Origin of the sequence: Nocardia sp. MDA0666 (assembly GCF_003023875.1) — a bacterium.
Lineage (GTDB): Bacteria > Actinomycetota > Actinomycetes > Mycobacteriales > Mycobacteriaceae > Nocardia > Nocardia aobensis.
This window is the reverse complement of sequence record NZ_PYHT01000007.1, coordinates 39211-55201: the sequence shown is the minus strand read 5'-3', so window position 1 is coordinate 55201 and position 15991 is coordinate 39211. Positions and strand designations below refer to the sequence as shown.

Below are 15991 nucleotides of genomic sequence, written 5' to 3'. Positions count from 1 at the left end.
CATGCTCGCATTCGTATTCCCCGGTCAGGGCGCGCAATTCCCCGGCATGGGCAAGGCGCTGGCCGACACCTACCCGGTCGCGCGCGAGATATTCGACCGTGCCGACGCGGCGATCGACTTCGGCCTGAGCGAGCTGTGCTTCGCCGGCGACCCGGCGGAGCTGGCGCGGACCGAATACGCCCAGCCCGCGATCCTGGCCACCAGTGTGGCGGCCTATCGAGTGCTGGTGTCGGAGACCGGCATTCATCCGACGGTCGTGGCCGGACACAGCCTCGGTGAGATCACCGCTCACGTCTGCGCCGGCGCCCTCGACGTCGAGACCGCGGTACGCCTGGTGCGTCGCCGGGGCGCCCTGATGCAGGAAGCGGTGCCGCCGAGGGCGGGCGCGATGGTGGCGGTGATGGGTCTCGCCGCCGACGAGGTCGACCGGATCTGCACCGCCGCGGCGCAATCCGAGGTCGTCGCGGTCGCCAACTACAACGGCGCGAGTCAGGTGGTGATCTCCGGACACACCGGCGCCGTCGGCAGGGCCCGGCAACTCGCCGAGGAACGCGGGGCGATCACCCGTGCGCTCGACGTCAGCGCGCCGTTCCACTGCGCACTCATGGCACCGGCCGCCGCCGCGTTCCGATCCGAACTCGCCCGCGCCGAATTCACGCCGCCCCGAATTCCGGTGGTGGAAAGCACATCCGGGCGGTGGCGAACTGACGCCGACTCGGTCGACTCGCTGTCCGCGCAGATCTGCGCACCGGTGCGCTGGGATGTGGTGATGGCCGGACTGGCGGCCCGCGGTGTTCGATACGTGATCGAAGCCGGGCCCGGCGCACGTCTTACATCCATGCTGCGCCGATCGGAAAAGGGCATCGGCACAGCGCATTTCGGTGAGCCGCAGGATCTCGACGCCGTCGTCGCTCTCGTCGGTGACCGGCCGTGGCTGCGGCACGAGCCCGGGTACTGGCAGCACGGTGACCGCGGCGACCTGTACGCACCCGGTACCTCCGAGATCGTCTGGGCCGGTACCGACGAAGCCGAGACGATGACCGGCGCGGCCTGGACGACCCGTTCCGACGGCTCGCGTCTGCGTCGCTACGGCCCGATGGCGGTGATCACGGCGGACAACACGCTGCGCACCTACGATCCGGCCGTCTGGACGCCGCGCGAGGACGGGGCCTATGTGCGCCGCGACCACACTGCCGTCGAGCACCCGGCCACCGGCGGTGACGGCTTCGACCCGGCGGACTGGATCGTCGACCCGTCCGGGACCATGCGCCGCCGCGACGGCTCCCGCGTCATCTGGCCCGATGGCGACGAGTGGAGCTTCGCCGCGCCCTGATCGGTCTCATACGGTCGTATTGACCGAAGCCTCATACGTTCGTATGGTAGAGCTCATACGAACGTATGAAAGGGGTGGGCCCCGATGTTTCGTCTCGTGGAACTGCTCGGCCTGTGCGCGCCGCTGCTGGGAGCGGCGCTCGTGCTGTACTACCGCCGGCGGCTCGGACGCGCCTTCGGCAGTGCGGTACTCGCCGCCGTGGTGGCAATGATCGGTTCGGTGGCCGGGCTGGTCACGAGCCGGGCGATGTGGTTCGGATCCGGTGGCGCCGAGGGCATGACGCATCGCATGGAGTTCGGCGCCGGCGTCCGCAATCTCCTGCTGGTGCTGGCCTGGGCGCTGCTGCTGGTCGCCATCCTGCGCCGTCCGGCGCGGCCGGAGCAGGTGCGATGAGCGGCGCGCAAGTGGTGTTCGGCGCCGGTGAACTGGCGGTGGTGGTACTGGCGGGGGCCTCGCTGGTGGCCGCGACGCGATTGGCGCGCAGCTATCGCATCGCCGGGTGGTCGCTGGCCGCGGCGGCGGTGCTGTGGCTGGTTGCCGAGGGCGTACGCCTGGTGCAACTCGAAGCGGTCCTGCCCGCCTTGCCGGGGCCGGACCACGAATCGGCCCGCATGCTCGTCACCCTGCTCGGCGACACCGTCTACTTCGGTCTGGGCGGTGCCGGGGTGCTGCTGCTGTTCTTCGCGGCCGTCGTGGAGCGGACCTCCCGAGGCGACGGCCGCCGGGAACCCGTGGCGCTGGCGCGTCGAGTGGGGGCACAGGCGTGGCACTACTATCGGGCTCGCGATCAGCGGGAGAGGAGTCGACGCGGTGGGCGTTGAGCGGACCGGGACAGCGGCGGACGCAACCGCGACGGACCGCCGTGGCCACCTGCTCGACCGGCTGGCCGATGTCATCGCCGAGGACGGTATCGAGGGCGTCAGCATCCGCACGCTGGCCGCGCGCGCCGAGGTGTCGATCGGTACGGTGCAGTACTACTTCTCGACGAAAAACGAACTCCTGCAGCGGGTTTGGGAGTACGTGCGGGACGAGGCGGCCCACCGTTTCGATGCGGCGGCGGTGGCGCAACTCCCGCCGGCGCAGCGTTTGTCCCGCCTGGTCGACCTGCTCATCGCTCCCGACAGCGAGGATCGCCTCGCCCGGGTGTGGTTCGCGCTGGTCGCCCGCGCCGCCCACGACCCCGAGATCGCGGCGCTGCATCGTGCCCAGTGGCAGCGCACGGAGGATCTGATCGCCCGGGCGCTGGTCGCCGTGAATCCGGAGCGGGCCGCCGAATCCGGTAATGCCGCAGCGGAACTGCTGGCGCTGCTCGACGGGCTGACGCTCGCGGTCCTCACCGAACCGGATCGCATGCCGCCTGCCCGGGCGCGCCGGATCGCGCGTGGCTGGACCGGTCGCTGGGCGGGCTAGCGACCACCGCTCGTGCGTTGTCAGTGCACCCGTGAGGAATCCGGAATCAGCCGGCCTTCCTCGACCAGCACTCGCAGCGCGGCGCGCCGCCGCGGGCACTCGTCGGTCCGGCAGCCCCGGTGCATCTGCATGATCTGATGCGCCTTCTGCGGGGTGAGGTCGAGCGGTTCCATCCAACAGGTGCTGAACATATCCACGGTGTAGTCGCCCTCCTCGATCCCTGCCTGCCCATCGGCCATCCCGTGCCGATGTCGGTCTGTCGAGGTTATGCCCCCACTTTCGGGGGCCGGAATGTGCCGAGCGGACCGAATATTGGTAATTTCGGACTGTGGTTGGGATCGGTACGCCGTCCGATGTGTTGCCGCACGGCAGCGTCAGTGTGCGAATGATGGTCAGTGTCGGGCTCGCGCATGGATTGGACGAACCGCAGTTATTGGCGGGCACCGGAATCGAACCCGCGGATCTGGCCGATGAACAGGTGCGAATTTGGCCGGATCAAGAATTCGCTGTCGCGCGCAATCTGATTCGCGCGCTCGGCGACCGGCCCGGTCTCGGCGTGCAGACCGCCGCGCAGGCCTCCCTCGGTAAGGCCGGTCTGGTCGGCCTCGCGGCCCTGGCCAGCGCGACCATGCGCGATGTGCTCAACATCGCGGTCCGCTATCAGGATCTGGTCTCGGTCTCGGCGCGCTATCACCTGGAGGAGTCCGACGGTGACGAGGTCGCACTGGTGGCCGACGGCTCGGGAATACCGGCGGACCTGCGCGGATACTTCGTCGAACGCGAGGTGGCGCTGATCTTCGTCGCTGAGCGGGCGCTCGATGTGACCATCCCCGCCATACGCCTGGAACTGGAGCTGGGTGCCGATCGGGCCGCCGCACTGGCCGAGTTCACCTCGGTCGACAACATCCTCAGCGACTGTCCGCGGACCGCGCTGGTACTGCCGCGCTCGTTCCTGGATCTGCGCATGCCACATGCCGATTCGCATACCGCGAACCTGATCGAACGGCAGTGCCGCGAGGCGCTGCAGGTGCTGCTGGACGGCGGCTGGAAGTTGTCGACGTTGGTCCGTGAGCGTCTGCTGCGCGAACCGGGTTCGGTGCCGTCGATGGCCGAAGTAGCCGCTGAACTGCACATCAACGTCCGTACGCTGCGCCGGCAGCTCGCCGCCGAGGGCGCCAGCTTCCGTGGCCTGCTCAACACCGTGCGGGAGAGCACCGCGGCGGAACTGCTGCGCGCCGGGTCGACGGTCGAGGATGTGGCCCGCCGGCTCGGATATGCGGAAACGGCCAATTTCACTCATGCCTTCACGCGGTGGATGGGGATGTCGCCGCGGGCATACCGCCGGTCGCTGACTCGAAATCGATAGCGAATCGTGTCCTGACCCGTATTCGGATTTCGGGAGTCCGTGATTTTCGGTGCCCGAAACAATGTGTGGCACCGTGTCCCGGTTAACTCGCTGCCGCATTTTTCGCCGCCCACATTCTGCATTCGCAATATGGCGACCGAATGCCGAAGAATTGCGCTGCCCGGCCGCCGACGTCCACGCTCGACCCGGCGGCGCGCTCGGGTCGTCTGCTGTCCGGTCCGTCGCCCCACCTTCCGCGGCGTGAGTGCTGCCTGTCATATAGTTTCCTAGTAAAATACCTGTTAATCTTCTTGGGTGTCGCATCGTGCCCCCTCCTCCCCAGCTGCCGGTTTCCGTACCACCCTGCGGATGCTGTCGCTGCGAGGCGTGTTCCGGATGCGACCGGTCGCCGACACCTGGTATCAGGCGGCGTTGTGCGCGGTGATCGCCATCGGCGGGCCGGAGGTCGTGCTGCTGGCCACCGGGCAGGTGCAGCTGGCCTTCTACACCAGCGCGGGCGGCCTGTGCGCCCTGTACGGGCACGGCCTGCCGTATGCCGCCCGCGGCCGCACGCTGGCCTGGGTGGTGCTCGCAATGTTCGCCGGCACCGCGGTCGCGTTGACCGCTTCGGCGCTGATCGAATCCGCGGCGGTGCGGGTCCTGGTGATCGCGGTGCTCGCCGGGCTGTACAAGCTGGTCTGCGATGCCTCCCGGATGAGCCCGCCCGGCAACATCATCTTCACCTTCGTGGTCTCCAGCGCGGCCTTCATCCCGCAGCGCACTGAGCAACTCCCCGGCCACCTCGCCCTGATCCTTCTTGGCGGCCTCCTGGCGTGGTGTGTGTGTATGGCCCCGGCGCTGATCCGCCCGCACGGGCCGCAGCGCCTCGCCGTGGCGCGCGCCCTCGAGTCGACCGCTCGGCTGCTGCGGGTGCCGCTCGACGATGCCGGAGTGCCGCGTGCCCGGCACGACGCCGCGGTCGCCGTGCAGGCCGGATGGACCGCGCTGGTCCGGGTGCCCGCTACCGCCCGCACCGCGGCACAACGCACCGCGCTGGCCGGTCTGCTGGCCCGCGCCGAAACCCTCGCCGCCACCACCCGGCCCGCCGATTCCGAGTTGGCCCGGTATCCCTCCGATGCCGGAAGTGCCGGGGCGGAAACAGATTTCACCGCAACCCCGGAGCGAACCCGAATCGACGCCGGCACCCTCGAGCAGTACGCCCGCACCCTGCGCCGCGGCCGCGACATCCCCCGGATCCATTGCGCCGCAGCCGAAGAGTCAGAGATTCGCGGTATGGGCCTCGGCCGAACCGGTGGCGTCCGCGGTGCGGCGTTGCGGCGCGTGGGCCGTGCCTTCCTGCCCGGCGCCGCCGGACTGCCGCTCGCCACCCGCGTCACCCTCGGTTCCGCGGCCGCGGGCTGGATCTCGTTGGCGCTGGGCGTGAATCGCCCGTACTGGGCGGTGATGACCGCCGCCGTTCTGATCGTCGCCAACACCGCGCAGTCGTGGCAGCGTACTGTGCAACGCGTGCTGGGCAATCTGGTGGGTGTCGCGCTGTTCACGGCGGTGGCGCCGTGGGCGCACAGCGCCGTCGCACTGGTGGTGATGGCTCTGGTCTGTCAGGTGATCGTCGAGGCCACCATCTCCCGGAACTATTGGGTCGCTTCGGTGTTCATCACACCGATGGCTCTCGCGATGGTGGAGTTCGCCACTCCGCGGCCGGCCTCCGAACTCGGACTCGATCGCTGGCTCGACACCTGCGTGGGTGCGGTGATCGCCGTCCTGATCTGTTTCGCCGTACCCAATCGCCGGGTCACCGACCGGGTGGCGGCGGCGCTGGGCGAACTCGATGCCGCGATCGACCGCGCCCGCCGGGCGGTGGACTCCGGTACCGGCGGTCCCGCCGACCGGGCTCGGCTCGCGGCCGCCCTGATCGAGGTGCGCACCTGCGCCGACACCGCCGCGGGGGAGTGGTGGAGCGCGCCGCTTCCCGACGAACGCATCGTCGCCGCGGAACGCACCGGCCATCAGCTGCTGGATCGGTTGCCGGTCCGGACCCTCGCGGCGGTGTCGTGATGACCGCGCGGACTCCGGCCGGAACGCGCGGCGCCGTCGCCGGCACCGCAGACGATGCCGTCGCCGAGGTGATGCGGCAGTGGGCGCAGGCCGCGCCCGAGCTCGATCTGAGTCCGATCGCGGTGATCGGCCGCATCACTCGCTGTGCGGCGCTGCTGCAACAGGTCGCCGACGCACCGCTCGGCGACGAGGACCTGGCCCGACCGGAATTCGACATTCTGCTGGCGCTGCGGCGCGTCGGCGGTGAACTCACGCCGGGCCGGCTGGCACGCGAAACGTTCGCCTCGCCCGCGGCTGTCACCAAACGGCTGCGGGGGCTGGAAGAGCGCGGGCTCGTCGGCCGGCGGGCCGATACCAGAGACCGGCGGGTCTCCCATATCGCGCTGAGCGCGGACGGCCGTGCGCTGATCGATCGGCTGATGCCGCGACAGCTGGCCTACGAGGCGGGATTGCTGTCCGGACTACCGGAAGACGACCAGCGCGAACTCGCCCGCATCCTGGCCGATGTGCTGGTGCGATGGGAAGGGCGCTTCGGCGGCTTGCCCCGCTGATGCCCGCGGCTGCTCGGCCCGAAAACGCCCGCATCCGGTCGTGCGAGACGCGGACCGGATGCGGGTGGATTCGCCTGCGAATCAGCCGTTTCCGACGGCCGAGAGCGGGCGAATCATGGGAACGCCGTCGGATGCGACGGGTACCGGGACACCGGCGAGTTTGTCGATCGCCGCGTAATAGGCGGATTCGTATCCGGCGCCCAACTGGTCGACGGAGAACTTCTCCACCACCCGACGCCGGCAGGCGGCCGGGTCGATCTCGTCGGCCGCGGCGATGGCCGCGGGCAGTTCGGCGGGATCGTCGCAGATGATGCCCGTGACCCCGTGGTCGACGACTTCTTCGACCGCGCCGCCACGCAGAGCCACCACCGGGGTGCCGCAGGCCATCGCCTCGATCATCACGATGCCGAACGGCTCCTCCCAGCGGATCGGGAACAGCAGGCAGCGCGCCGAGGCGAGCAGCAGCCGTTTCGCGATCTGATCGGCCTCGCCGAAGACGAAATCGGTGTCGCGCAGCAGCGGCCGCACCGCGTTCTCGAAGTAGGCCTTCTCCGGGGGCTCGTTCATCTTCGCCGCCAGCACCAGCGGGATCCCCGCCTCGTGCGCGGCGTGCAGGGCCAGATCGGGACCCTTGTACGGGGCGTAGCGCCCCAGGAACAGGCCGAAGTCCTGTTTGCGGGTCTGGAACGGCCATTCGGCCGGGCGGACCGTGTTGTAGACGCGGCCGACCCAGTTGAGATTCTCCGCGAGTGAGCGCTGCCGATCGCTGATCGCGACGAACTGCGCGGTATCGGTCAGCGAGGTGTAGTACTCCTGTGCTTCCCCGTCGACCGGACCGTGCACCGTGACCACGGTCGGAATGCCGAGGGCGGTGTACATCGGAGCGTTCAGCGGCCCCGCGAAGGTGTGGTCGTGGACGACATCGATCCGTTCGGTCTGCGCCAGTTCGGTGATGATGCGACGAACCTTGAGCGCGTTGAGCACCTCCGGGAACGGATCGCCGAGGCGATCGGCGAGGATGTCGTCCCATACCCGGATGAACCGGGCGGTAGTCCCGGAGCGGCCGGCGCCCAGCAGGGTCACCTTGTGCCCACGTGCTACCAGTGCGTCCGCCAGTTGAGCCACCACGGCTTCGACGCCGCCGTAACCGGCAGGCGGCACTTCGAAGTACGGCGGTGCGACCATCACGATGTGCAAGGGCGCGCCGGATTCGTGGAGCCGGTAGATCAAGGATTCCGAGTCCGCCAGTGAAGCGTCCTCCAACGAGGCCGAGTACGCCGATTCCGGGTAGTGCAGGGAGTCGTCGTACTCGACGGGACTGGAGCCGGACGGACCCGAGGAATCCGAGCCTGACGGGTTACTGCTCATGGTACTGCCTCCTCAACGTGTGAAGCTGCGACCAAGCATGGCGAGAGACCAGAAACCACCAGGCGTCTCTCGGGACTTCGGTTTCCCTCATCGGGCGGGCCGGAGCGACCCGGTGGGTGATGTACCCAGCAGACGTCACGGTAACCCCTCGGCAGTAAATTGTCCGGGAATGCCTGGTAGAACGCGAAATTTGTGCGACCCGACCTGGGCCGACGGGTCGGATTGCCGAGCGGTAGGACATCGCGGCGGACCGTGTCGCCGCCCCTGCCGGGGTGTCCGGGGTCAGCGGCGGGCCTCGGCCGCACCGCCCTCGGACGCCCGGGGCGCACATATATAAGGCATAGATGGATCGACGAATCGAAATCTCGACAATTCGGGCAATATAGACAAATTGCAATTGCGACGCGCCGATGATTTTACCGTTTCACGGCAGAGTATTGACCGTTGATTTACCATTGCCGCGCCGCTGCGAGCGGCGTCCGAATGTTCCGGAAAACGCTCTCATTTGCAGGTCGTGCGGCGTAGAAGACGATAGCCGGTCGATGACTGAGCCTATTCGCCCGGAGTGTCCGGCGCAAAATTCAAGATCAAGTATATGAAGATCAAAAATGTTGCTACGCAAGAAGGTTGGTCTGTGTAAGCTGACCTCGATCACGACCTACTACGAGGTGGGATGGCGGCGATGGTGGTGTCGCAGTGAGTATCGACAAACTCCGGCTGCGCCGTGCGAGCTACATGGTAGCCGCATTCGGTGTGCTGGCTTTGGTGGTGACCGGTCCGCTGGATCGGTTGATGTTGGGTGTTTTCATCTGTATCGGGCTGGGGCTGGGATGGCTGAACGCGCAATTGACATTGCGATCGGTCACCGGCATCACCCGCTCGGAATCGCCTAATAAGCAGGCGCTGGCTTTGTCGACGGCCGCGCGGCTGATCATCGTCACCGTGCTGGCGATCATCGTGGCGTTCCTGACGCGCCCGAACGGTGTGGGCATCTTCTTCGGACTCGCGTTGTTCCAGGTGATCCTCGTCTTGCATACCGTCGTGCCCGAGTGGAGAGGGCTCCGTCAGCAGTCATGAGCAGCACTATCGCGACGATGATCCTGGCCGATGAAGAGCCGAAGATCGAAGTAGGTCACCACGCCACCACCGAACTCTGGGGATTGACGTTCAACGTCGACACCATCCTCTCGACGGCGGTCGCCGCGGTGATCGTCATCGCCTTGGCTCTCTTCCTTCGCATGAAGATCACCTCGGGCGTACCGAACGGCGTCCAGTTGTTCTTCGAAACCGTCACCGTGCAGATGCGCGGGCAGGTGGAGTCCGCGATCGGCATGCGTATCGCGCCCTTCGTATTGCCGTTGGCGGTAACGCTTTTCACCTTCATCCTGCTGTCGAACTGGATATCGGTGCTGCCGATGCAGTACGGCCGCGGCGAATTCATCTTCCCGCCGGCCTCCGATGTCAATTTCGTCTACGCCCTGGCATTGTTCGTCTTCGTCTTCTACCACGCCGCGGGTGTCAGACGCCGCGGTCCGGTGACGCACGTGAAACAGTTGCTGAAGGGCCACACGGGGTGGGGGCCGATGGTGTTGATCAACATCATCGAAGAGATCGCCAAGCCGTTGTCGCTGTCGCTGCGATTGTTCGGAAATATGTTCGCCGGCGGCGTCATGGTCGCGGTGATCGCACTGTTCCCGTACTGGATCGCGTGGGGCCCCAACGCCATTTGGAAGTTGTTCGACTTGTTCGTCGGCGCCATTCAGGCGTTCATCTTCGCGCTTTTGACCGTCCTCTACTTCAGCCAATCCATGACGCTGGAGCACGAAAACCACTGAACGGCAGTCCCGATCGGCCCCACCGATCGGTCAACGTTGGAGAACAGGAAGAGAAAATGGCAGCAGATCCAGCAATCGTCCAGGGTGCCCTCATCGGCGGTGGCCTCATCATGGCCGGTGGCGCCATCGGCGCGGGTATCGGTGACGGTCTGGCCGGTTCGGCACTGATCAACGGCGTCACCCGGCAGCCCGAGGCCGAGGGCCGGTTGCGCGGTAACTTCTTCCTGACCGTCGGTCTGGTCGAGGCCGCTTACTTCATCAACCTCGCGTTCATGGCGCTGTTCGTATTCGCAACTCCCGGTAAGTAATCGGCGAGATGTCCGCGCGAACCGATGTGGTGGCCGAGGGGAACTTCCTCATCCCCAACGGCACCTTCTTCGTCGAGCTGATCATTTTCCTGATCGTGCTCGGAGTCATCTGGTTCTTCGTCGTTCCGCCGATCCGCAAGGTGCTGACCGAACGCGAGGAGCGGGTGGAGGCGACCGCCGCCAACGCCAAAGAGGCGAAACAGGTCTTCGCCGACGCCCAGGCGAAATATCAGACGGCGCTGGAACAGGCCCGTACCGAGGCGGCCGACATCCGCAACGAGGCACGGGCCCAGGGCCGGGCGATCATGGACGACCTGCGGACGCAGGCACAGCAGGAGGTCGACGGCATCGTCGCCGAATCCGCTGCCCATCTGCGCGCCGAGGCCGACCGCGTCAAGTCCGAGCTGCGACTCGAGGTCGAGCCGCTGGCCCAATCGCTCGCCGATCAGGTGATCGGTGACAGTCGCCACGCCGGCACCGCCGGGCGTAGGAGGGGCAGGGATTCGTAATGATTGACACCAGCGGCGGTGTGCTTGCCGCAGGCGGATACCAGATCACCTTCGACTGGCCGGTTTTCTTCAGTCAGCTGTTCGGGTTCGCCGTCATCATCTACATCATCTGGAAATGGGTCGTCCCGCCGGTGAAGAGGTTGATGGCCAAGAGCCAGGACGCGATCGCCAAGCAGCTCACCGAAAGCGATCACGCCGCACAGCAGTTGGAGGAGGCCAAGCGCTCCTACGCGAACGCCCTCACCGAAGCGCACACCGAACTCGAGCAGATTCGCGCCGACGCGCGCGCCGACGCCGAGTACATCGTGGCGCAGATGCGAGAAGCGGCCGCGGCGGAGGTCGAACGGGTGCGACGGCAGGGCCGCGATCAGGTCGCCCAGCTGCGTCGCCAGATGGTGCGCGATCTGGAAACGGATCTGGCGGCCGCGATGCTGGCGATCACCGAGGAGAAGGTGCGCGACCAGGTGGCCACCCCCGAGGCGAAGTCGGACAGTATCGAACGGTTCCTCGAGGACCTGGAGATCCTGGCGAACTCGTCGTCGGTCAAACGGCAGGCCCAACCGGGCTGGAACTGAACATCGTGTGCGGGTAGCCGGTGGACCACGGTCCACCGGCTACCCGTTTCATACGGAGACGCCGGCGGGCGGGATCAGCGCGTCGGCGAGCGCCGCGAGGGTGGGCGAGCAGCCGGAATCGATACGGACGGTGGCCGATTCGTCACCTCGCGTGGCGCCGCGGTTCACGATCACGACCGGCTTACCGTCTCTCGCCGCGCGGCGGACGAATCGCAGCCCCGACATCACCGTCAGCGAGGAACCCGCGACCACCATCGCATCGGCCGCGTCGACCATCGAGAATGCCTCGGCCACACGGTCTTTCGGGACGTTCTCGCCGAAGTACACGATATCGGGCTTCAACATCCCGCCACAGTGGTCACAGTCGACCATGCGGAAACTGTCGGTCTCGCGGACCACGGCATCGGCGTCCGGCGCCACCTCGATACCCGTCGCCGTCGCCAGTTCGGCGAAGCCGGGATTGGCCGCCTCCAGCCGGTCGGCGAGCGTCATACGCGAGATCAGGCCGTGGCACGACAGGCAGCGCACCCGCGCATAGGTGCCGTGCAGATCGATGACGGCGCGATGCCCGGCCTTGGTGTGCAGCAGGTCCACGTTCTGCGTGATCAGCCCGCCGACCACGCCCGCACGTTCGAGCCGGGCCAGCGCGCGATGGCCGAGATTGGGCCGCGCGGCGTCCATCCGCCGCCAGCCGACGTGATTGCGCGCCCAGTAGCGCTGCCGGAACACCGGATCACCGACGAACTGCTGATAGGTCATCGGATTGCGGGGCGGCGAATCCGGTCCGCGATAATCGGGGATACCGCTGTCGGTGGACATGCCGGCCCCGGTCAGGACCACGATCCGCCGACCCGTCAGCACCTGCACCGCACGATCGAGGCCGGTTGTCGTCGGCAGGGTCGCGAGCTCGGGCATGAATCCAGGTTACGAGCCCGGACGCGATGTTCTCCCAGGGCTTATTCGATGACCCGGACCAGATCGTCGTCGGCCTGCTCCGGTGCGGTCCGGGCGGCCTTCGCGTGGCTGTAGGCGATGCCGGCGACCAGAATGGCCAGCAGGACCGCCGAGGTGCCGTAGGTGCCGAACCCCAGTCCGCCGCTGCTGTGCGATTTGGACAGCAGATCACCCGCGGTGGCGCCGAGCGGCCGGGTGAGGATGAAGGCCATCCAGAACAGGACGACACCCGAGATCGGCGTGAAGTAGTGCGCCAGCAGGATGACCACCATGATCGTGCCGATCAGTGCCGCACCACCGCCGTAACCGAGGCCGGAGTTGTCGGACAGGTAGTCGCCGAGCGAGGTGCCGAGGGTGTTCGACAGCAGGATCGCCGCCCAGTACAGCATCTCGCCGCGCAGCGTCCGGATATTCGAGACGTCGTAGGTCTGCCCGCTGAACCGCCAGATCACGAAGACGATCGCCAGGCCGCTGATCAGCAACGCCGCACCCGCGCCGTAGCCGAGTCCGCCGTCGGTCGAGGTGTCCGAGCCCGGGCCGCGGTTGATCAGATCGGACATGGTGGTGCCGGCCGTGCTGGTCGCGGCGATCACCGTCCAATACAGGGCGGGATGGAAGCGACGGGCGCGCAACTGCGCGACGAGGCTGACCACGAAGATGGCGAGAAACAGCAGCGATGCCGTCGCGTAGCCCAGCTTCAGGGTCTGCGCCAGCAGATCGCCGCCGGTCTCGCCCAGGGTGGTCGCGGCGATCTTCAGAACCCAGAACAATGCCGTGACCTGGGGGAGTTTATATCCGGTCCGGGCCGGTGCCGGGTTGGTCACGTGGTAGTCCTTTCCGGGCCGCGAGCCGGCGACCGTCTCGACACAGGGACGGCGGCATTCTGCCCGCCCGTCGCTGAGACGACGCTGAGATCGTGACGGGCTCGCCGCCGTCGTGGTCGATGATGGGTCGTCGTGGTCGATGATGAGTGGGTGCATCGGTTCCGGCGTTGGACACATCCGTCGCGGTGGGGGGTGCGGATCCGGTCTGCCCTCGTGTCGGCCCTGGCGGTCGGTGTCGTGTTGCTCGTCGCCGCGGGCGCGATGGTCTGGTTGTTGCACCGTTCGCTGATCGACGAACTCGACGGTGCCGCACAGGCCCGCGCCGCCGAGATCGCGGAAACGCTCGAACACGACCCGGCTCGGGTGCGCGAGCTCACGCGTGCGGAGGACGGGCGCATCGCGGCGGCCCAGGTCGTCGCCCCCGACGGATCGGTGATCTGGGGATTCGACGATCCGCACGGAATACTCGCCACGCCACCGGCGGGAGCGCGACGTGCCGCCGGGCTGTCGGCCTCATCCGGATACGACGAGGACCTGCGGGTCGCGAGCCGTGTCGCCGAGACACCGTCGGGCCGGTATCAGGTGCTGGTCGCGGTCGACACCGAATCGGTCGAGCGGGCGGTCGCCCGGGTCGGTGCATTGCTGGCGGTGGGGGCGCCGATCGTGGTGCTGGCCGCCGCCGCGGCAACGTATCTGCTGGTCGGCCGGTCGCTGCGATCGGTGGAGGCGATCCGCGAGCGTGTGGCTCGCATCGGCGCCACCGAACTGTCCGAGCGGGTGCCGGTGCCGGCGCCGCGCGACGAGATCGCCCGGCTGGCCGAGACGATGAACGATATGCTCGCGCGCGTCGAGTCCGGGCACCGGGCCCAGCGCCGCTTCGTCGGCGACGCCTCCCACGAATTGCGCAGTCCGCTCGCCACGGTCACGGCCGCACTGGAATTGGCGCGTGACCGCCCCGAAATCGTGGACGCGGAACTGATCGACGGCACCCTGCTCCCGGAAGCCGAGCGCATGCGGCAGCTGATCGACGATCTGCTGACCCTGGCCGCGGCCGACGAGCAGGGACTCGAATTACGCACAGGTGACGTCGATCTCGACGATATCGCCCAGTCCGCGGCCGCCGCCGCTCGCCTGCGCGGGGAGAGGACGGTCGAGACGGACATCCGCCCGACCCGCATCGTCGGTGATCCGGAGCGGTTGGCGCGGGCGCTGCGCAATATCGTCGACAACGCGCTCGCCCATGCGCGTTCGTGGATCCTGATCGCGGTCGCGGAGAATTCCGAGCCGGGAGCGTCCGCCGCCCGCATCGTCGTGGACGACGACGGACCGGGCATTCCCGCGGCGGACCGCATGCGGGTATTCGATCGTTTCCTGCGACTCGAGGCCGATCGGTCCCGGACGACCGGAGGTTCGGGTCTGGGGCTGGCGATCGTCGCGGAGATCGTGGCGGCCCACGGGGGCGCGGTGCGCGTGGCCGAATCCCCTTGGGGCGGGGCGCGATTCATTGTCGACCTGCCGCTGGCGGGACCGCCGGACCGATGACTCAGTCCGGTGCGGCCGCGACCTCCGAGTCGATCAGCCGGTAGCCGACTCCGCGCAGGGTTTCGATGCTGTTGCTGCCGAACGGCGTATCGATCTTCTTGCGCAGATAGCCGATATAGACCTCGACGACATTCTCCGGGCCGTCGTAGTGCGCATCCCAGACGTTGCGCAGGATCTCGGTTTTGGTGAGGGCGCTGCCCTTGTGCCGCAACAGATATTCGAGCAGCCCGAATTCCCTGGGCGTCAGGGCCAATTCGGCACCGGCGCGGGAGGCCGAGCGCCGCCGCGGGTCCAGTCGCAGGTCACCGGCGGCCAGAATGTCGGGCTGCTGTGGTGCGCGGCGGCGCAGCAGGGCGCGCAGACGCGCGGTGAGCACGACGAAGGAGAACGGCTTGGTGAGATAGTCGTCGGCGCCCAGATCCAGCGCGTCGACCTGGTCGTAGTCGCCGTCCTTGGCGGTGAGCATCAGTACCGGGGTGGAGATGTCGCGTTCCCGCAGCCGGCGCAGCACCTCGTAGCCGCTCACTTCGGGCAGCATGATGTCGAGCACGATGACGTCGAAGTCGTCCTCGGTCGCCCACCACAGGCCGTCGGTCCCGGTATGAGCCTGCTGGACGACGAAACCCTCCAGTTCCAGGCCGCGCCGCAGGGTCGCGGCGAGCCGGGGCTCGTCCTCCACCACCAGCACACGCATCTCCCCAGCATGCCCGACGCGTATCGCCTCTCGCGCGGGCACTACAACCAGATGCCCGATTCGACGACCCACACGCCGCCGTTGTTCTTGCGGGCGGGCTGGGACAACTGCAGGGAGACGCGCTGTCCGTTCGGCCCGGTCGCGACCGCGAGGTAGCCGCCGTCGTGGGTGACAGCCGGCCGCGACCAGCCGAAGCGCCCGGAGACGAAGGCGCGCGCGACGGCATCCTCGTCCAGCCGCCACGGCTGGTGACCGGCGTCGGCCGACTGCTGCAACTGTTCGGCCGCATCGCCGCTGATGCCTTCGCCGGGGAAGGCGGTGCCGGCGGGTGGACGGTCGCCGGCGGCCGCGCTGGACGGAGAGACGATGGGAAGGTCGGACGTCGGTGCGGAGGGTATTTCGGCGGGTCCGGACGGTGTCCGCTCGAAACCTCCGGAGCCGTCGTCGGTTTCGCCGGAGGTGTTCGCGGCGGGCGCTTGCGTCATCGACCGATATCCGACGGTATTCGGTCCTTCCGAAGCCGGTGAGTCGGTCGAGCAGGCGACGAGGGTGGCGGCGACCGCGACCCCGGTCGTGACGGTGACGACGCGGAGTATCTCCGTGGCCCGGATCTGCCGGTGGCCGGAAATACGAGGGAGTCGGGTGTGGGAACGCATGGGCGGTCTCC

19 protein-coding genes are annotated in these 15991 nt (G+C 67.8%); 13 read left to right on the top strand and 6 right to left on the bottom strand.

Features of this window, described 5'->3' with window-relative positions; all coding sequences use genetic code 11:
- Position 1: 1 nt before the first annotated feature.
- The 4 genes from fabD (at position 2) to C8258_RS32595 (ending at position 2743) form a co-directional block, all read left to right on the top strand.
- Positions 2 to 1333, top strand: coding sequence for an ACP S-malonyltransferase (gene fabD, locus C8258_RS13100; RefSeq protein ID WP_106955432.1), 1332 nt, complete (start codon positions 2 to 4; stop codon positions 1331 to 1333).
- 84 nt (positions 1334 to 1417) lie between these two features.
- Complete coding sequence (locus C8258_RS13095) at positions 1418 to 1726, top strand: hypothetical protein (protein WP_106955431.1); 309 nt, start codon at positions 1418 to 1420, stop codon at positions 1724 to 1726.
- Entirely contained in the window at positions 1723 to 2154 is a 432-nt protein-coding gene (locus tag C8258_RS32600; RefSeq protein WP_158271255.1) for a hypothetical protein, read from the top strand. Before C8258_RS13095 ends, C8258_RS32600 begins: the two co-directional genes overlap by 4 nt.
- Entirely contained in the window at positions 2144 to 2743 is a 600-nt protein-coding gene (locus tag C8258_RS32595) for a TetR/AcrR family transcriptional regulator (protein ID WP_158271254.1), read from the top strand. The genes C8258_RS32600 and C8258_RS32595 overlap by 11 nt, the downstream gene beginning before the upstream one ends.
- Before the next feature lie 20 nt (positions 2744 to 2763).
- On the opposite strand, the gene C8258_RS13085 is transcribed toward C8258_RS32595, so the two are convergent.
- Positions 2764 to 2982 carry a hypothetical protein gene (locus C8258_RS13085; protein WP_036505435.1) on the bottom strand — a complete coding sequence of 73 codons (219 nt, stop codon included), beginning with the start codon at positions 2980 to 2982 and terminating at the stop codon, positions 2764 to 2766.
- An 89-nt stretch (positions 2983 to 3071) separates the two neighbouring features.
- On the opposite strand from C8258_RS13085, the gene C8258_RS13080 reads away from it, so the two are divergent.
- From C8258_RS13080 to C8258_RS32875, 3 genes are all read left to right on the top strand, one after another.
- Positions 3072 to 4109 carry an AraC family transcriptional regulator gene (locus tag C8258_RS13080; protein ID WP_146161224.1) on the top strand — a complete coding sequence of 346 codons (1038 nt, stop codon included), beginning with the start codon at positions 3072 to 3074 and terminating at the stop codon, positions 4107 to 4109.
- Between the two features lie 294 nt (positions 4110 to 4403).
- The gene (locus tag C8258_RS32880) at positions 4404 to 6164 is read left to right on the top strand and encodes an FUSC family protein (protein WP_199195691.1); all 1761 of its coding nucleotides are present in this window, start codon (positions 4404 to 4406) and stop codon (positions 6162 to 6164) included.
- Positions 6164 to 6715, top strand: a complete 552-nt coding sequence (locus C8258_RS32875) for a MarR family winged helix-turn-helix transcriptional regulator (protein WP_199195690.1) — start codon at positions 6164 to 6166, stop codon at positions 6713 to 6715. The genes C8258_RS32880 and C8258_RS32875 overlap by 1 nt, the downstream gene beginning before the upstream one ends.
- An 81-nt stretch (positions 6716 to 6796) precedes the next feature.
- Here the strand turns inward: C8258_RS32875 and C8258_RS13070 are convergent, their stop codons facing one another.
- Entirely contained in the window at positions 6797 to 7900 is a 1104-nt protein-coding gene (locus C8258_RS13070) for a glycosyltransferase family 4 protein (protein ID WP_233225071.1), read from the bottom strand.
- An 879-nt stretch (positions 7901 to 8779) separates the two neighbouring features.
- On the opposite strand from C8258_RS13070, the gene C8258_RS13065 reads away from it, so the two are divergent.
- Genes C8258_RS13065 through C8258_RS13045 form a run of 5 tightly spaced genes read left to right on the top strand, consistent with a single transcriptional unit; the run spans position 8780 to position 11310 of the window.
- Complete coding sequence (locus C8258_RS13065; RefSeq protein ID WP_030515130.1) at positions 8780 to 9160, top strand: ATP synthase subunit I; 381 nt, start codon at positions 8780 to 8782, stop codon at positions 9158 to 9160.
- Positions 9157 to 9918 (top strand): F0F1 ATP synthase subunit A, encoded by a 762-nt coding sequence (gene atpB, locus C8258_RS13060; RefSeq protein ID WP_174372335.1) that lies wholly within the window; start codon positions 9157 to 9159, stop codon positions 9916 to 9918. Before C8258_RS13065 ends, atpB begins: the two co-directional genes overlap by 4 nt.
- A 56-nt stretch (positions 9919 to 9974) precedes the next feature.
- Positions 9975 to 10226, top strand: coding sequence for a F0F1 ATP synthase subunit C (locus C8258_RS13055; RefSeq protein ID WP_025352811.1), 252 nt, complete (start codon positions 9975 to 9977; stop codon positions 10224 to 10226).
- A gap of 8 nt (positions 10227 to 10234) precedes the next feature.
- Positions 10235 to 10735: a F0F1 ATP synthase subunit B gene (locus C8258_RS13050; protein WP_106955427.1), complete on the top strand. Its 501-nt coding sequence runs from the start codon at positions 10235 to 10237 to the stop codon at positions 10733 to 10735.
- A complete protein-coding gene (locus tag C8258_RS13045) occupies positions 10735 to 11310 on the top strand; it encodes an ATP synthase F0F1 subunit delta (RefSeq protein WP_051025046.1) in 576 nt (191 codons plus the stop codon). The genes C8258_RS13050 and C8258_RS13045 overlap by 1 nt, the downstream gene beginning before the upstream one ends.
- 48 nt (positions 11311 to 11358) lie before the next feature.
- On the opposite strand, the gene C8258_RS13040 is transcribed toward C8258_RS13045, so the two are convergent.
- Both C8258_RS13040 and C8258_RS13035 read right to left on the bottom strand, forming a co-directional pair.
- Complete coding sequence (locus tag C8258_RS13040; RefSeq protein WP_106955426.1) at positions 11359 to 12225, bottom strand: NAD-dependent protein deacetylase; 867 nt, start codon at positions 12223 to 12225, stop codon at positions 11359 to 11361.
- Positions 12226 to 12266: 41 nt separating this feature from the next.
- Complete coding sequence (locus C8258_RS13035; RefSeq protein WP_233225061.1) at positions 12267 to 13088, bottom strand: hypothetical protein; 822 nt, start codon at positions 13086 to 13088, stop codon at positions 12267 to 12269.
- Between the two features lie 213 nt (positions 13089 to 13301).
- Between C8258_RS13035 and C8258_RS13030 the strand changes: the two genes are divergently transcribed.
- Complete coding sequence (locus C8258_RS13030) at positions 13302 to 14630, top strand: cell wall metabolism sensor histidine kinase WalK (RefSeq protein ID WP_233225060.1); 1329 nt, start codon at positions 13302 to 13304, stop codon at positions 14628 to 14630.
- Between the two features lies 1 nt (position 14631).
- On the opposite strand, the gene C8258_RS13025 is transcribed toward C8258_RS13030, so the two are convergent.
- Together C8258_RS13025 and C8258_RS13020 are read right to left on the bottom strand one after the other, a co-directional pair.
- Positions 14632 to 15324, bottom strand: coding sequence for a response regulator transcription factor (locus C8258_RS13025; protein WP_106955424.1), 693 nt, complete (start codon positions 15322 to 15324; stop codon positions 14632 to 14634).
- A gap of 41 nt (positions 15325 to 15365) precedes the next feature.
- Positions 15366 to 15980, bottom strand: a complete 615-nt coding sequence (locus tag C8258_RS13020) for a hypothetical protein (protein ID WP_106955423.1) — start codon at positions 15978 to 15980, stop codon at positions 15366 to 15368.
- Positions 15981 to 15991 lie beyond the last annotated feature (11 nt).

What these genes read in the sequence shown, in the direction of transcription:
- fabD (WP_106955432.1), top strand. Translation starts at nt 2, where the DNA reads ATGCTCGCATTCGTATTCCCCGGTCAGGGCGCGCAATTCCCCGGCATG.
- C8258_RS13095 (WP_106955431.1), top strand. Translation starts at nt 1,418, where the DNA reads ATGTTTCGTCTCGTGGAACTGCTCGGCCTGTGCGCGCCGCTGCTGGGA.
- C8258_RS32600 (WP_158271255.1), top strand. Translation starts at nt 1,723, where the DNA reads ATGAGCGGCGCGCAAGTGGTGTTCGGCGCCGGTGAACTGGCGGTGGTG.
- C8258_RS13085 (WP_036505435.1), bottom strand. Translation starts at nt 2,982, where the DNA reads ATGGCCGATGGGCAGGCAGGGATCGAGGAGGGCGACTACACCGTGGAT.
- C8258_RS32875 (WP_199195690.1), top strand. Translation starts at nt 6,164, where the DNA reads ATGACCGCGCGGACTCCGGCCGGAACGCGCGGCGCCGTCGCCGGCACC.
- C8258_RS13070 (WP_233225071.1), bottom strand. Translation starts at nt 7,900, where the DNA reads ATGGTCGCACCGCCGTACTTCGAAGTGCCGCCTGCCGGTTACGGCGGC.
- atpB (WP_174372335.1), top strand. Translation starts at nt 9,157, where the DNA reads ATGAGCAGCACTATCGCGACGATGATCCTGGCCGATGAAGAGCCGAAG.
- C8258_RS13055 (WP_025352811.1), top strand. Translation starts at nt 9,975, where the DNA reads ATGGCAGCAGATCCAGCAATCGTCCAGGGTGCCCTCATCGGCGGTGGC.
- C8258_RS13050 (WP_106955427.1), top strand. Translation starts at nt 10,235, where the DNA reads ATGTCCGCGCGAACCGATGTGGTGGCCGAGGGGAACTTCCTCATCCCC.
- C8258_RS13045 (WP_051025046.1), top strand. Translation starts at nt 10,735, where the DNA reads ATGATTGACACCAGCGGCGGTGTGCTTGCCGCAGGCGGATACCAGATC.
- C8258_RS13040 (WP_106955426.1), bottom strand. Translation starts at nt 12,225, where the DNA reads ATGCCCGAGCTCGCGACCCTGCCGACGACAACCGGCCTCGATCGTGCG.
- C8258_RS13025 (WP_106955424.1), bottom strand. Translation starts at nt 15,324, where the DNA reads ATGCGTGTGCTGGTGGTGGAGGACGAGCCCCGGCTCGCCGCGACCCTG.
- C8258_RS13020 (WP_106955423.1), bottom strand. Translation starts at nt 15,980, where the DNA reads ATGCGTTCCCACACCCGACTCCCTCGTATTTCCGGCCACCGGCAGATC.